The sequence below is a fragment of the Ensifer sp. 4252 genome (assembly GCF_050434565.1).
GTDB lineage: Bacteria > Pseudomonadota > Alphaproteobacteria > Rhizobiales > Rhizobiaceae > Ensifer.
The window spans coordinates 487,060-500,755 of sequence record NZ_JBNDIU010000001.1 but is presented as its reverse complement, the minus strand read 5'-3'; the positions used below and the strand labels follow the sequence as shown (position 1 = coordinate 500,755).

At 63.0% G+C, this 13,696-nt stretch carries 12 protein-coding genes and 1 pseudogene; 7 read left to right on the top strand and 6 right to left on the bottom strand.

Annotated features, from left to right (window positions below):
• Positions 1-96 precede the first annotated feature (96 nt).
• Positions 97-795, top strand: a complete 699-nt coding sequence (locus ABIE33_RS02465; protein ID WP_429120945.1) for a phosphatidylserine decarboxylase — start codon at positions 97-99, stop codon at positions 793-795.
• Between the two features lie 9 nt (positions 796-804).
• Positions 805-1,680, top strand: coding sequence for a CDP-diacylglycerol--serine O-phosphatidyltransferase (gene pssA, locus ABIE33_RS02460; protein ID WP_429120942.1), 876 nt, complete (start codon positions 805-807; stop codon positions 1,678-1,680).
• Positions 1,681-1,757: 77 nt separating this feature from the next.
• Here pssA and ABIE33_RS02455 read toward each other — a convergent pair whose 3' ends face one another.
• The 5 genes from ABIE33_RS02455 to alr all read right to left on the bottom strand — a co-directional run bounded on the left by ABIE33_RS02455 (position 1,758) and on the right by alr (position 7,602).
• Positions 1,758-2,498: an SDR family NAD(P)-dependent oxidoreductase gene (locus tag ABIE33_RS02455; protein WP_429120939.1), complete on the bottom strand. Its 741-nt coding sequence runs from the start codon at positions 2,496-2,498 to the stop codon at positions 1,758-1,760.
• Between the two features lie 12 nt (positions 2,499-2,510).
• Positions 2,511-4,001, bottom strand: a complete 1,491-nt coding sequence (purF, locus tag ABIE33_RS02450) for an amidophosphoribosyltransferase (protein WP_429120936.1) — start codon at positions 3,999-4,001, stop codon at positions 2,511-2,513.
• Positions 4,002-4,145: 144 nt separating this feature from the next.
• On the bottom strand, positions 4,146-4,769 hold the full coding sequence (locus ABIE33_RS02445; RefSeq protein WP_429120934.1) for a CvpA family protein: 624 nt from the start codon (positions 4,767-4,769) through the stop codon (positions 4,146-4,148).
• Between the two features lie 133 nt (positions 4,770-4,902).
• A complete protein-coding gene (gene radA, locus ABIE33_RS02440) occupies positions 4,903-6,306 on the bottom strand; it encodes a DNA repair protein RadA (protein ID WP_209791167.1) in 1,404 nt (467 codons plus the stop codon).
• A 156-nt stretch (positions 6,307-6,462) separates the two neighbouring features.
• The gene (gene alr, locus ABIE33_RS02435) at positions 6,463-7,602 is read right to left on the bottom strand and encodes an alanine racemase (protein WP_429120930.1); all 1,140 of its coding nucleotides are present in this window, start codon (positions 7,600-7,602) and stop codon (positions 6,463-6,465) included.
• A 154-nt stretch (positions 7,603-7,756) separates the two neighbouring features.
• Between alr and ABIE33_RS02430 the strand changes: the two are divergent.
• From ABIE33_RS02430 to ABIE33_RS02420, 3 genes and pseudogenes are all read left to right on the top strand, one after another.
• A pseudogene (locus tag ABIE33_RS02430) lies at positions 7,757-8,613 on the top strand (AraC family ligand binding domain-containing protein).
• Positions 8,614-8,736: 123 nt separating this feature from the next.
• On the top strand, positions 8,737-9,393 hold the full coding sequence (locus ABIE33_RS02425; RefSeq protein ID WP_429120927.1) for an AzlC family ABC transporter permease: 657 nt from the start codon (positions 8,737-8,739) through the stop codon (positions 9,391-9,393).
• The gene (locus tag ABIE33_RS02420) at positions 9,390-9,695 is read left to right on the top strand and encodes an AzlD family protein (RefSeq protein WP_429120924.1); all 306 of its coding nucleotides are present in this window, start codon (positions 9,390-9,392) and stop codon (positions 9,693-9,695) included. Before ABIE33_RS02425 ends, ABIE33_RS02420 begins: the two co-directional genes overlap by 4 nt.
• An 18-nt stretch (positions 9,696-9,713) precedes the next feature.
• On the opposite strand, the gene ABIE33_RS02415 is transcribed toward ABIE33_RS02420, so the two are convergent.
• Positions 9,714-11,216 carry a replicative DNA helicase gene (locus ABIE33_RS02415; protein ID WP_429120922.1) on the bottom strand — a complete coding sequence of 501 codons (1,503 nt, stop codon included), beginning with the start codon at positions 11,214-11,216 and terminating at the stop codon, positions 9,714-9,716.
• 330 nt (positions 11,217-11,546) lie between these two features.
• Here ABIE33_RS02415 and ABIE33_RS02410 point away from each other — a divergent pair, with 330 nt between their 5' ends.
• A complete protein-coding gene (locus tag ABIE33_RS02410; protein WP_429120919.1) occupies positions 11,547-11,990 on the top strand; it encodes a MarR family winged helix-turn-helix transcriptional regulator in 444 nt (147 codons plus the stop codon).
• Between the two features lie 125 nt (positions 11,991-12,115).
• Positions 12,116-13,696, top strand: coding sequence for an MFS transporter (locus tag ABIE33_RS02405; RefSeq protein WP_429123041.1), 1,581 nt, complete (start codon positions 12,116-12,118; stop codon positions 13,694-13,696).

Below are 13,696 nucleotides of genomic sequence, written 5' to 3'. Positions count from 1 at the left end.
GATCGCGACGCGTTTTGTCGCTGTCGGGCGGGCGGCGTTGCCGCGGGCGGCATTTCGCGCTAGGTCACGTTCCACAGCAAATCTGGAGTAGAGTTCATGAGCTTGGTCAATACGGTGCGCAACACGCTGGTTCCGGTGCACAAGGAAGGCTATCGCTTCATCGCGATCTTCTTCGTCGTGTCGCTGCTGCTGGGCTTGCTGTGGGAGCCGCTGATGTGGATCGGCTTCCTGCTCACCGCCTGGTGCGCCTATTTCTTTCGTGACCCCGAGCGCATGACGCCGATCGACGACGATCTGGTGATCAGCCCGGCCGATGGCCGTGTTTCGTCGATCACCATGGTGACGCCGCCGGAGGAGCTGGGGCTCGGTGCCGAACCGATGCTGCGCATCTCGGTCTTCATGAATGTCTTCAACTGCCACGTGAACCGTGCGCCGGTGACCGGCACCATCAGCCGCATCGCCTACCGCGCCGGCAAGTTCGTCAACGCCGAGCTCGACAAGGCCAGCCACGAGAACGAGCGCAACGGCCTCGTCATCCAGACAAAGCATGGCGCCATCGGCGTCGTGCAGATCGCTGGTCTCGTTGCCCGCCGCATCATTTGCTGGAAGTATGAAAACGCCTCGCTCGATGCCGGCGAGCGTTTTGGCCTCATCCGCTTCGGCTCGCGCCTCGACGTGTTCCTGCCTGAAGGTGTCGAGCCCCGCGTCAGCCTCGGCCAGACCGCGATTGCCGGTGAAACCGTGCTTGCCGAATTCGGCTCGGCCAAGGGCCCGGTCATCAGCCGTCGCGCATAAGGAGCCCCTATGGAAGGTCCCCAACAGGAAAATCCAGCCGAACCGCCGAAAGCCGCAGGCGAGGCGAACGGTTCAAACGACACCGGTCGCGGCCCCCGACTGCGCGAGATACCTCTGCGCCTGATGATCCCGAACATGATCACCGTCCTGGCGATCTGCGCGGGTCTCTCCGGCATCCGGCTCGCCTTTGAAAACCGCATCGAGCTTGCCGTTGCCATGGTGTTGCTTGCGGCCTTTCTCGACGGCATCGACGGTCGCGTCGCCCGCCTTTTGAAGGCGACGTCGAATTTCGGCGGTCAGATGGACTCGCTCGCCGATATCATCAATTTCGGTGTCGCACCGGCTCTTGTTCTCTACGTCTTCATCCTCGATCAGGCCCGCTCGATCGGCTGGATTGCTGCATTGATCTACGCGATTGCCTGCGGCCTGCGCTTGGCGCGCTTCAATGTCATGGCCGAACGCCAGTCCAAGGCCGCGTGGCAGTCGGAGTATTTTGTCGGCGTGCCTGCCCCGGCCGGCGCCATGCTGGTGCTGCTGCCGGTCTATCTCGGCCTGCTGGGCTTGGCACCCGAGCGCACCTTTGCGCTGATCGCATCGGGTTACACGGTGCTGATTGCCTTCCTGCTGGTCAGCCGTCTGCCGGTCTGGTCGGGCAAGTCGGAAAACAGCCGCGTGCGCCGCGATCTGGTCCTGCCGGTCATTCTCGTTGTCGTCTTCTATGTTGCGACGCTGATGACCTACACCTGGGAGACAATGGCGGTCACGGCGCTTGGCTACCTGATCACGCTGCCGTTCGGCGCTCGCTCGTGGCAACGCAAGTATGGCGGCGACTGGCCCGCCCATCCCGCCCATGGCGGCGACGGCCTGCCGGGCGATAAAGACTGAGACTTGAACAGCAGCACAAAAATAAAAGCCACCGTGGAAACACGGTGGCCTTTTCGATTTCGGCTTTAATGCCGCCGTTATTCCGGCAGGCGGTAATCGACGATCTTCTTTTCGCGAACGATGTAAAGCTTGCCGGTCTCGGTCTGGTCCGGACCGACCAGCGGCAGAAGCTGAGCGGCAACCTCGGAAGGATGCGGCACGGTTTCCGGATCTTCGCCGGGCATTGCCTGGGCGCGCATCGCGGTGCGGGTCGCGCCCGGGTCGACACTGAGGATGCGCAGAGGCAGTCGCTGCGTCTCTCCGGCCCAGGTGCGGGCGAGCGCTTCGACGGCTGCCTTGGAGGCGGAGTAGGGACCCCAGAACGGCTTGCACTTGTGGGCGGCGCTCGAGGAGAGAATGAGGGCACGTCCGGCATCGGACTTGATCAGCAGCGGCTCGAGCGTGCGGATCAGGCGCCAGGTGGCATTGACGTTGATGGTCATCACCTTCTCGAACACCTTGGCCTCGACGTGGCCGATCGGCGAGATGGTGCCGAGCACGCCGGCATTGGCGACCATGATGTCGAGCTTGCCCCAGCGCTCGTTGATCGCGCCGCCGAGCTTGTCGATCGCAGCCATGTCGGCGAGATCGAAGGGAACGAGCGTCGCCGAGCCGCCGGCCGCCTTGATCGCGTCATCCAGCTCTTCGAGGCCGCCGACGGTGCGGGCGCAGGCGACGACGTGAGCGCCAGCCTTGGCAAGTTCGAGGGCCGTGAAATAGCCGATACCGCGCGATGCGCCGGTGACGACGGCGACCCGGTCTTTCAAATTGATCGTCATTTTATTGTCTGATTATCCGTTGCTGGCGAGAACCGAGAGTTTGCGGACGTTGCTGGCGCCTTCCTGGTCGAGAAGGCGGGTCGGGTAGTCCCCGGTGAAATAGTGATCGGTGAACTGCGGCGACTTGGGATCGCGCTTGACCCCGCCCACTGCCTCGTAGAGGCCGTCGATCGACAGGAATTCGAGCGAGTCCGCGCCGATGAAGCGGCACATGGAGGCGAGGTCGGCGTGCTGGTTGGCCAAGAGCTTGTCGCGGTCCGGCGTGTCGATGCCGTAGAAGTCCGGGTGAAAGATCATCGGGCTGGCGACGCGCACATGCACTTCGCGTGCGCCGGCATCGCGGATCATCTGCACGATCTTGACCGAGGTGGTGCCGCGCACGATCGAATCGTCGACGAGCACGACGCGTTTGTCCTCGATCATCGCGCGGTTGGCCGAGTGCTTCAGCTTGACGCCGAAGGCGCGGATCTGCTGGGTCGGCTCGATGAAGGTGCGGCCGACATAATGGTTGCGGATGATGCCGAGCTCGAAGGGAATGCCGCTCTGCTGCGCGTAGCCGATTGCGGCCGGCGTGCCGCCATCGGGAACCGGGACGACGACATCGGCCTCGACAGGGGCTTCCTTGGCCAGGTTCTGGCCCATGTTCTTGCGCGCGACATAGACGTTGCGGCCGCCGACGACCGAATCCGGACGGGCGAAATAGACGTATTCGAACAGGCAGAGCCGCTCCGGTTGCGGAGCCAGCGGCTTGCGAGAATCGATCGAGATCGAGCCGTCGGACTGGATCTCGCAGATGATGATTTCGCCATTCTCGATGTCGCGCACGAACTTGGCGCCGATGATGTCGAGTGCGCAGGTTTCCGAGCAGAAGATCGGCTTGCCGTCGAGTTCGCCCATGACGAGCGGGCGGATGCCGTTCGGGTCGCGGGCGGCGATCAGCTTGGTGCGGGTCAGCGCCAGCATCGAGTAGCCGCCTTCGACCTGCGCGATCGCATCGGCGAAACGGTCGGTGGTCGAAGCGTGCTTGGAGCGGGCGATGAGGTGGAGGACGACTTCGGTATCGGAAGTCGACTGACAGATGGCGCCATCTGAGATGATCTGGCGACGGAGCGTCAGGCCGTTGGTGAAGTTGCCGTTGTGGGCAATCGCGATGCCGCCTTCATGCAGCTCGGCAAAGAGCGGCTGGACGTTGCGCAGCGCCACTTCGCCTGTCGTCGAGTAGCGCGTGTGGCCGATGGACATGAAACCCGGAAGCTTCGCGAGGGTAGCGGGGTCGGTGTAGTGGTCGCCGACGAGGCCCATGCGCTTTTCGGTGCAGAACTGCTTGCCGTCGAAGGTGACGATACCGGCAGCTTCCTGGCCGCGATGCTGGAGCGCATGCAGGCCGAGCGCCGTCAGCGCCGCCGCATCCGGGTGCCCCAGGATGCCGAAGACGCCGCACTCTTCGTGCAGGGTGTCGCCATCGAGTTCGTCATGGATTTCCGTGGATCTCAGATCGGTCATCACAGTCGCCTTTGCTCCGTGCCGGTGCGCATATCGTGATCAGGCCCGCCGTCTTCAAGCAATCTTAGCTGAAAACGGACACAAGCGTTATTCCCAAAAGGACAAAGCCCGCGCAGCGGGCTTTGTCGGCAGTTTTTCCATGTCTCAACCGTTGGTGGCCGGGGCGTCGTCAACCGGCGCCTGGTCGGGCGAACCCGACGGTGCCTGTCCGGGCGTGCCGGCCGGGGCCTCCCCTTCGCCTTCGCCGGTCGTGTCCTTGCCGCGCAGGCGGTCGAGGATAGTGGCGTCGGCTTCCTCGGGCAGAAGCGCGATCAGCTTGTTGCCGAGATTGTCGAGAAGCGGCTTGGACTTCGCCTGCGTGACCCAACCCGGCTGCTGCTGCGGAGCGACCAGCCAGTTGAAGAACAGCATGGCGACGACCACGAGCAGGATGCCGCGTGCCGCGCCGAAGAGAAAGCCGAGGGTGCGGTCGAGTGCGCCGATGCGGCTGTCGATGATGAAATCGGCGACGCGCATGGTGATGAAGGAAATGATGATCAGCGCGACCAGGAAGATCACTGCCGCCGAGCCGATCAGCGCGACCGTGTCGCTGCTGGTATACTGCTTGGCATAGGGCAGGAGATGCGGGTAGAGGAAGTAGGCCGCTGCCGCAGCACCCACCCAGCTGGCGACCGACAGGACTTCGCGCGAGAAGCCTCGAACCATGGCCAGGATTGCTGAAAACAGCGCGACGCCGAGAACGATACCGTCGAGAATTGTAATGGGCATTTTGTCCTTACTCCGAACCCGGTTCGTCCGGGTCTCCTCAAGCCTATCCGCCGTCGGCCCTGCCTGATGCTCAGGGCATGTCATGAGCCTGCTCAGAAGGCGTCCCGTGGAGCCACTTGCAGCACCCGCACCTTCAATCTGCGTCCTCTACCGGTCTCAGGGCGTTTCGCGATCCCGCGATGCGCGCCACCAGATCCGGCAGGCTTTCCAACTCGCTCCACCGGCCATTGCCGTTCTTTGGCAATTCGGTCGAGGCAGCTGGCAGAACAGCCTGCGAGAAACCGAGTTTCTCGGCTTCCTTGAGGCGTTGAGCGGTATGCGCAACCGGCCGGATGGCGCCCGACAAGCTGACTTCGCCGAAATAGACGCAATCAGCCGGAAGGGCAAGCCCGGCAAGCGACGAAACCAGTGCGGAAGCCACAGCCAAGTCGGCGGCAGGCTCGGAAATCCGGTAGCCGCCGGCGATGTTGAGGTAGACGTCGTGCTGACCGAGCCGCACGCCGCAGTGGGCTTCAAGCACCGCAAGGATCATGGAGAGACGGGCGGAATCCCAGCCGACGATGGCGCGGCGCGGCGTGCCGAGCGAGGTCGGCGCCACCAGCGCCTGCACCTCGACCAGGATCGGCCGCGTTCCCTCCATGCCGGCAAAGACTGCGGCGCCTGGCGATTTCTCGTTGCGCTCGCCGAGGAACAGTTCCGATGGGTTGGCGACCTCGCGCAGACCCTTGTCCGACATCTCGAAGACGCCGATCTCGTCAGTCGGTCCAAACCGGTTCTTCACCGTTCTCAAGATGCGGTAGTGGTGGCCTCGGTCGCCTTCAAAATAGAGCACCGCATCGACCATGTGCTCGACAACGCGGGGACCGGCGATCTGACCCTCCTTGGTGACGTGGCCGACAAGCACCACGGCGGTTCCCGTCTGCTTGGCAAAGCGGATCATCGCCTGAACGCCGGTCCGCACCTGGGTGACCGTGCCGGGTGCCGAATCGACGATGTCGCTCCAGAGTGTCTGGATCGAGTCGATGATGACGAGATCGGGGCGCTTGCCCTCGGCAAGCGTCGCGAGAATGTCCTCGACATTGGTTTCGGCCGCGAGCAGCACGTCGCTGTCGGCAGCACCGAGCCTTTGCGCGCGCAGACGCACTTGGGCGACGGCCTCTTCGCCCGAGACATAGATGACCCGGTGTTTCTGACGGGCAAGGGCGGCCGCCGCCTGCATCAGCACTGTCGATTTGCCGATGCCGGGATCGCCGCCGATGAGCAGGGCGGAGCCACGAACGAAGCCGCCGCCGGTGGCCCGGTCGAGCTCGGATATGCCGGTCTGGATGCGCGGGGCGTCCTCGATTTCACCGGAAAGCGTGGTCAGCGCAACCGGGCGCCCTTTTTTCGGTGCGCGGGAGGGGCCCCCGCCGATGCCGGCTGTCGGGTCGTCCTCGATGATCGTGTTCCATTCGCCGCAGCCCTCGCACTTGCCGGCCCAGCGGGTATGGATGGTGCCGCAGTTTTGGCAGACGAATTGTGTGCGGGCTTTCGCCATCGGGAACGACTTTCACAGTGCGGAGACTTCAGCGCATCGCCAATGGCGACACTACCGATGATCGGAGAATCACTTTTGCCTTCACATAATGCCGCGAAACGCGGAACAAAAGGTGATTTTCGGTGACGGACTGTAAAGTATCAGCGCAGGTCGGTATCAGACGGAGCCGATATAGTGGCGGTCGTAGCGGTGGCCGAGGCTGGTCAGCATCTCGTAGCCGATCGTGCCGCCGGCGCGCGCCACGTCGTCCACGGCGATATGTCGGCCGAAAAGCTCGATATAATCGCCGGCCCGCACTGCGTTTTCCGGGAGGTCGGTGACGTCGAAGAGGCTGAGGTCCATCGTCACCCGGCCGACATGCGGCACCTTCTGGCCATGCAGAAAACCGAATGCGCCTGACGGCGTTGCCTGCCGCAGGGTCACGCCACCGCCCGAGACCGAGCGGTGGTAGCCGTCGGCATAACCGACGGCAACGGTCGCAATGCGGCTGTCGCGGTTGAAACGCGCAGACGCGCCGTAGCTTGCGTGGCCGCCGGAGGCGACGTTGCGGACCTGAATGATGCGGGCTTCCGCCGTCACGACCGGCTTCATCGGATTGGCGACGTCATTGACCGCTTCGCCGCCATAGACCGCGATGCCCGGGCGCGTCAGGTTGAAATGGTAGTCGTCGCCCAGGAACACGCCGCCGGAATTCGCCAGGCTCGCGTCAACGTCTTCGAACGCGGCCGTTGCCTCGCGGAAGCGCTTGAGTTGATGGCCATTGAGCGGGTTGCCCGGGTCATCGGCGCAGGCGAGGTGGCTCATGATCAGGACGGGCGAGAAGCTCGCCGGGCGCGCCGGATCGTTGGCGAGAGCGACGGCTTCCTCGACCGACAGCCCCAGGCGGTTCATGCCGGTATCGATATGCAGCACGCAAGGGTGGTCTCCGCGCTCGGATAGCGCCGCCATGAATACGGCAAGCTGCTCCTCCGAGTTGATCACCGGCACAAGGTCGTTGTCGAAAAACAGCGCCTCGTTTCCGGGCCACATGCCGGCGAGAATGTAGATACGGCCTTCGGGCACCAGCGGCCGCAGGTCTGCGCCTTCCTCCGCATTGGCGACGAAGAAGTCGCGGGCGCCGGCGGCGTAAAGCGCCGGCGCTGCCTCGTCGATGCCGAGGCCGTAGGCATCGGCCTTCAGCACCGCAGCGGCGCGAGCCTTGCCCGAGCGGGCATTCATCGAGCGCCAGTTGTCTGCCAATGCGTTGAGGTCGATCGTGAGCCGGTTGGAGGCGGAGAGGAATTCTGGACTGAGCATGCCTGGCACTCTGCGTGGACGATAAAGGAGCAATACAGCCAACCACGCTTGCCCGCAAATGCCGCCCTGTCGCATGGCGGCATTTGGTTGGGCGGGAAGCGTGAAGAGCACTTTTATGCAAGACGCTTGTCGTTGCGGACGCTAGGATCGGCATATGCACACGATATCGCAGGAACAGGCCATCGATGCCATGCCGCTGGAAGGCGCGGAGCGGACCCGATTCTGGCGGGACCCCCGGTTCGATGGCATGGAATGCCTGACCGCGACCTTCATCACACACGAGTTCGCACCGCACGCGCACGACACCTTCAGCATCGGTGCAATCGAGGCCGGCTCGCAAATCAGCAAGATTAGGGGCGAACGATCGCAAGCCGGCCCCGGCGATTTCTACCTCATCAATCCCGACGAGATCCATGACGGTCACCCTGGTGGTAGCGGTTACCGCTATCGCATGGTCTATCCGAGCACGGAATTGCTGGTGAACATTCTCGAAGACGTCACCGGGCGGCCGTTCAAGGGAACGCCGTCCTTTTCGAAGCGCATGCTGCGCGACCCGGATCTGGCCCAGTCTTTCTATCACGCCCACAGGGCGCTGGAGAATGCAACCGGGGCGCTGGAGGCCGAGGAACGCATGTTCGGCGTGCTCGCCACCATGTTCGAGCGGCACGGCAGCACGATCATCGTACCGGTCGAAACGAAAGAGCAGTCTGCGGTCCAGCGGGCGCGCGACTATCTGACGGAGAACTATGCGCGGGACATTGGCCTCGAGGAACTGGCCAAGGTCGCAGGCCTTAGCCGCGCCCATCTGATCCGCGCTTTCCGGCGGCAGTTTCACATCACGCCGCATGCCTCCTCACCGACAAGCGAGTGCGGGCGGCAAAGACGCTGTTGCGGCACGGCTGGTCGGCTGTCGATACCGCCTATCAATGCGGCTTTGCCGATCAGGCGCACTTCAGCCGGCACTTCAAGGCCCGAACCGGCGTCACGCCAGGCGCCTTCCGCGCCGGATGATCACTTTCGTTCAATACACCTCGCTTAACCGAGCGTAGGTGTGCTCCGTTCGTTATCGATCGGGAGGCATGAGCATTGAGCGACACGGGATTCTTTCCAGATTTTAGAGCAGGCGTCATGGCGATGGCCCCGCTCATCGTGGCGGTCATGCCGATCGGGCTCGTCTTCGGCGCTGTTGCGGCAGGCAAGGGGCTATCGGGCGCGGAGGTGACATTGATGAGCGCTCTGGTTTTTGCCGGCGGCTCGCAATTCGTGGCCATGGACATCTGGACGCATCCGGCCTCCTGGGCAGCACTCGCCTTCTCCGCCTTGCTGGTCAATGTCAGGCATGTGTTGATGAGCGCGTCGCTCGGAGCCAAGCTGCAAGGGTTCTCTGGGCCGGTGAAGTACGCCTCGATGCTTTTGCTTGCCGACGAGATTTGGGCGATGGCTGAGATGCGGGCAAAAGAGGGCAAGCTCACGCCCGCGTGGTTCGCAGGGCTGGCCGTGCCGTTCTATATCGTCTGGGTGACGACGAGCCTTGCCGGCGCCCTGCTGGGCGCTTTTCTCGGCGATCCGAAGATGACCGGGCTCGACTTCGCCTTCCCGGCGGTCTTCATCGTGCTGGTTATGGGCTTCTGGAAGGGCCGCGAGACCGGGGCGGTGTTGGCAGCCAGTGCGGCGGCCGCGGTGCTGACGCATCAGCTTCTGCCCGGGGTCTGGTATATCGCTGCCGGTGCCGCCGCCGGCGTCGCGGTCGCGCTTTTTACCGGCAGTCGCCACGAGGAGGTCCGCGCATGACGGTCGATCCGAACACGCTTCTCGCCATCGTCGCGATGGCCATCGCGACGATTGCCACCCGCATCGGCGGTCTGGTGCTCATTCGCTTTGTGACGATCGGAGAAGCGCAGAGGCGAGCCCTGGAGGCGATCCCGCCGGCCGTATTGATGGCGGTGATCGCACCGACGGCGCTGGTCACCGGGCCGGCGGAAACGATCGCTACGGTGGTAACGGCGCTGGTCGCCAAGCGCTTGCCGTTGCTCGCCGCAGTCGCGGCTGGCGTTGTCACCGTGGCAATCCTCAGAATGCTGCTGGGGGCGTAAAGACGCCCCCAGACTTTCTCAGTGTTCTTCGTATTGGGTGAAGGACGGGTCGGCCAGATCGGTAAAGCGGGTGAATTCCGACTGAAAGGCGAGCTTGACCGTGCCGGTCGGTCCGTGACGCTGCTTGGCGATGATCACGTCGGCCGTGCCCTTGACCTGCTCCATCTTCATCTTCCACTCGTCGTACTTCGGATCGAACTCGTCGCGGGGCTCGAGGTTCTTCACGTAGTATTCTTCACGGAACACGAAGAGCACGACGTCGGCGTCCTGCTCGATCGAACCTGATTCGCGAAGGTCGGAGAGCTGAGGGCGCTTGTCTTCGCGGCTTTCCACCTGACGGGAGAGCTGCGACAGCGCGATGATCGGCACGTTCAGCTCCTTGCCGAGCGCCTTCAGGCCGGTGGTGATCTGGGTGATTTCCTGCACGCGGTTGTCGCTCGATTTGCCCGAGCCGGTCATGAGCTGAATATAGTCGACGACCAGGCAGTCGAGGCCGCGCTGGCGCTTGAGGCGGCGCGCACGGGCGGAAAGCTGGGCGATCGAGATACCACCGGTCTGGTCGATGAACAGCGGCACTTTCTGCATCATCTGTGAGCAGGCGACGAGCTTTTCGAAATCGGCTTCGGAGATGTCGCCGCGGCGGATCTTCGAGGAGGAAACTTCGGTCTGCTCGGAAATGATACGGGTTGCGAGCTGTTCGGACGACATTTCAAGCGAATAAAAGCCGACGACGCCGCCGTTCTTGGCCTTGAACGAACCGTCCGCCTGGACTTCCGGGTCATAGGCGGCAGCAATGTTGTAGGCGATGTTGGTGGCAAGCGAGGTCTTGCCCATGCCGGGACGTCCCGCAAGCACGATCAAGTCCGAGCGCTGCAGGCCGCCCATGCGGGCGTCGAGCGACAGGATGCCCGTCGAAATGCCCGACAGGCTGCCGTCGCGCTCGAAAGCAGCACCTGCCATGTCGATGGCAAGCGCCACCGCGTCGTTGAACGACTGGAAGCCGCCGTCGTAGCGGCCGGTTTCGGCGAGCTCGAACAGGCGCCGTTCCGCATCTTCGATCTGTCCTTGCGGCGGCATGTCGAGCGGTGCGTCAAAGGCGATATTGACCATATCCTCGCCGATGGTGATCAGCGAACGGCGCAGGGCGAGGTCGTAGATAGCGCGGCCATAGTCTTCCGCATTGATGATCGAGACGGCGCCGGCGGCAAGGCGCGCGAGATACTGCGCGACCGTTAGGTCGCCGACCTTGTCGTCGGCTTTCAGAAAGGTCTTGATCGTCACCGGATTGGCGGTCTTGCCCATGCGGATGATGTCGCCGGCGACTTCATAAATGCGGCGGTGCAGGGGCTCGAACAGGTGGACCGGCTTCAGGAAGTCCGAGACGCGGTAGAACGCATCATTGTTGACGAGGATCGCGCCGAGCAGCGCCTGTTCGGCTTCAAGGTTGTTCGGCGCCTCGCGGTAATGCTGGTCCGATTGGTCCTTGCCGATAGGGGCGAGCTTTCGCGCTGCGTCGTTCATGGTCGTTCGTCTCTGCCTCTTCTGGTGTGCACCCGGTTTGCTGTCTGCTTCTTTGCGGGTCAAGTGCAGCAGTGCCACAGTCGCAGACCATGTGGCACGGCCCACCGCCTTTGCCCGTTGTTCGACTGATCCACAGGCTGACGCCACAAAAGCGCAAAAAATAAAGTCCGCGTGAAAAACGACGTTGACGCTGCGAATCACTGCGACCCGCGAGTGCACCAATTCTAGCGCCGTTTGCCGCCCCGCTCAAAACGCCATCTTGAAAATTACTGTCTGATGGATTAGATAGGGGCAGAATAATTAGCATGCTACTAATATGGAAAAGGTACTATGTATCAGCCTATCGTCAATCGCGAACTGTTCGACGCCTTGTCGATGGTCAATCGCAAGCTGCGGGCTGTCTTCGACGCCCGGGTGAAGGAGCGTGGTCTGACCCTGGCGCGGGCGAGGGCGCTGTTTGCGCTGACCAAGAAGGATGGCTTGAACCAGCGGGAACTGGCCGACGAACTGGATATCGAGACGCCGACGATCGTGCGCCTCCTCGATGGCATGGAAAAACAGGGGTTCATCGAACGCCGGGTCGAGGTGTCCGACCGCAGGGCCAAGCAGATCCACATGACCGAGCTTGGGCGCAGCGTCGCCGACGAGATCCTGAAGCTTGCCGATGAGATCCGGGCAGAAGTTCTGCAGGGTGTCGGTGAAGGCGAGGTTGCAGCGGTGCTGAAGGTCGTGCGCACCATCGCCGACAACGTTCAATCGCTGGCGAAGGAATGACGTCGATGAGTGCCGCCGCAAGCGCAGCAGCAAACGACAACAGAGCCACCCTTGTCGACGAAGAGGCGGAGGTTCCCGCAGACGAGCCCGTGCAACCACAGCCCCCTGCCGTCGCAGCGGCGCCCATGCCGCAGCCGATGAGCGTTGCCAGGTCGGCGATCTACGTGGTCTGCTCGGCACTGCTGTTCCTGACGCAGGGGCTTGGCATGAATCTGGCGCTCGCCAATCTCACCCAGCTTCAGGGGTCACTCTCGGCCACCTCGATTGAGGCCGCCTGGCTTTCGGCAGCCTACATGGCGCCGAATGTCTCGCTCTCGATCGCGCTCGTCAAAATTCGGGCGCAATACGGACTGCGCCGGTTCGCCGAAATCGGCATTGTTGGTTTCGTGATCGTTTCGCTGCTGAACGTCTTCGTTTCCGATCTGCAGTCTGCGATCGTCGTTCGCTTCATCAGCGGCATCGCGGCGGCCCCCATGTCGACGCTCGGTTTCCTCTACATGCTGGAGGCCTTCCCGCCGGCGCGCAAGCTGACGGTCGGGCTTGCCCTGGCGCTGACATGCACGACCATCTCGGCGCCGATCACCCGGCTGATTTCGCCGACGCTGATCGAATATGGCCAATGGCACGGGCTCTATACGCTCGAGATGGCCCTGGCGCTGATGGCGCTTCCGATCATCTACCTGCTGCCGCTGACACCGGTGCCGCACGCCAAGGTAATCCAGCGCACCGATATCCTGAGCTACCTGCTGGTGGCTTTAGGCTTCGGCTGTATCGCCATCGTGCTGACCATGGGGCGGCTCTACTGGTGGTTCGAAGCGCCGTGGCTGGGCATGCTTCTGGCCGTCGCGATCGTGGCCTTGACCACGGTGGTGCTGATCGAACTCAACCGCGAGCTGCCGCTGATCGACGTTCGCTGGATTGCCTCGAAGGAAATCCTGCATTTTACCGCGGTGTTGCTGGTCTTTCGCCTTGTCGCCTCCGAACAGTCGGCGATCGCGGCAAACTTCTACCAGCTGCTCGGGCTGCAGTTCGAGCAGGTGGCGACGCTTTACTGGATCATTCTCGGCGCATCGATCGCTGGTGGCATCCTGTGCGCCGCGCTGATGAAGCCGGATCACGCCGAGTTCGTGCATGTCCTGGCGCTCGGCCTTCTGGCGACCGGAGCCTACATGGACAGCCAGGCGACCAATCTGACACGGCCGGAGCAGATGTATCTGAGCCAGGCGATGATCGCGGCCGGAACTGCGCTCTTCCTGCCGCCTGCCATGGCCAGTGGCTTCAAGGCGGCGTTGATGAAGGGGCCGAGCTACATTCTCAGCTTCATCGTCATCTTCCTCTTCACCCAGAGCATCGGCGGCCTGATCGGCACGGCAGCCTTCGGCAGCTTCATCACCCTGCGTGAGAAGTTTCACTCCAACATGCTGGCCGAGCAGATCGTGATGTCGAACCCGCTCATCGCCCAGCGCATCAGCCAACTGGCAGCCGCCTATGGCCGGGTCATCGGCGACAGGGCCTTGTTGAACGGCGAGGGCGTGGCATTGCTGGGGCAGCAGGTCACCCGTGAAGCGAACATCCTCGCCTACAACGATGCCTTTCTGCTGGCATCAGTCATCGCCCTTTGCGCCCTGGCCGGCCTGCTGGTGCATATTCTTTACAAGCGGCTTGCGGCGCGCATGGCGCCTTCCGCAGCCGCCTTCTCCAATTAA

Excerpts from the sequence above, each read along its gene's own strand:
- ABIE33_RS02405 (WP_429123041.1), top strand. The coding sequence starts at position 12,116 with ATGCCGCAGCCGATGAGCGTTGCCAGGTCGGCGATCTACGTGGTCTGC.
- pssA (WP_429120942.1), top strand. The coding sequence starts at position 805 with ATGGAAGGTCCCCAACAGGAAAATCCAGCCGAACCGCCGAAAGCCGCA.
- ABIE33_RS02465 (WP_429120945.1), top strand. The coding sequence starts at position 97 with ATGAGCTTGGTCAATACGGTGCGCAACACGCTGGTTCCGGTGCACAAG.
- ABIE33_RS02455 (WP_429120939.1), bottom strand. The coding sequence starts at position 2,498 with ATGACGATCAATTTGAAAGACCGGGTCGCCGTCGTCACCGGCGCATCG.
- ABIE33_RS02415 (WP_429120922.1), bottom strand. The coding sequence starts at position 11,216 with ATGAACGACGCAGCGCGAAAGCTCGCCCCTATCGGCAAGGACCAATCG.
- ABIE33_RS02425 (WP_429120927.1), top strand. The coding sequence starts at position 8,737 with ATGGCCCCGCTCATCGTGGCGGTCATGCCGATCGGGCTCGTCTTCGGC.
- radA (WP_209791167.1), bottom strand. The coding sequence starts at position 6,306 with ATGGCGAAAGCCCGCACACAATTCGTCTGCCAAAACTGCGGCACCATC.
- ABIE33_RS02420 (WP_429120924.1), top strand. The coding sequence starts at position 9,390 with ATGACGGTCGATCCGAACACGCTTCTCGCCATCGTCGCGATGGCCATC.
- alr (WP_429120930.1), bottom strand. The coding sequence starts at position 7,602 with ATGCTCAGTCCAGAATTCCTCTCCGCCTCCAACCGGCTCACGATCGAC.
- ABIE33_RS02445 (WP_429120934.1), bottom strand. The coding sequence starts at position 4,769 with ATGCCCATTACAATTCTCGACGGTATCGTTCTCGGCGTCGCGCTGTTT.
- ABIE33_RS02410 (WP_429120919.1), top strand. The coding sequence starts at position 11,547 with ATGTATCAGCCTATCGTCAATCGCGAACTGTTCGACGCCTTGTCGATG.
- purF (WP_429120936.1), bottom strand. The coding sequence starts at position 4,001 with ATGACCGATCTGAGATCCACGGAAATCCATGACGAACTCGATGGCGAC.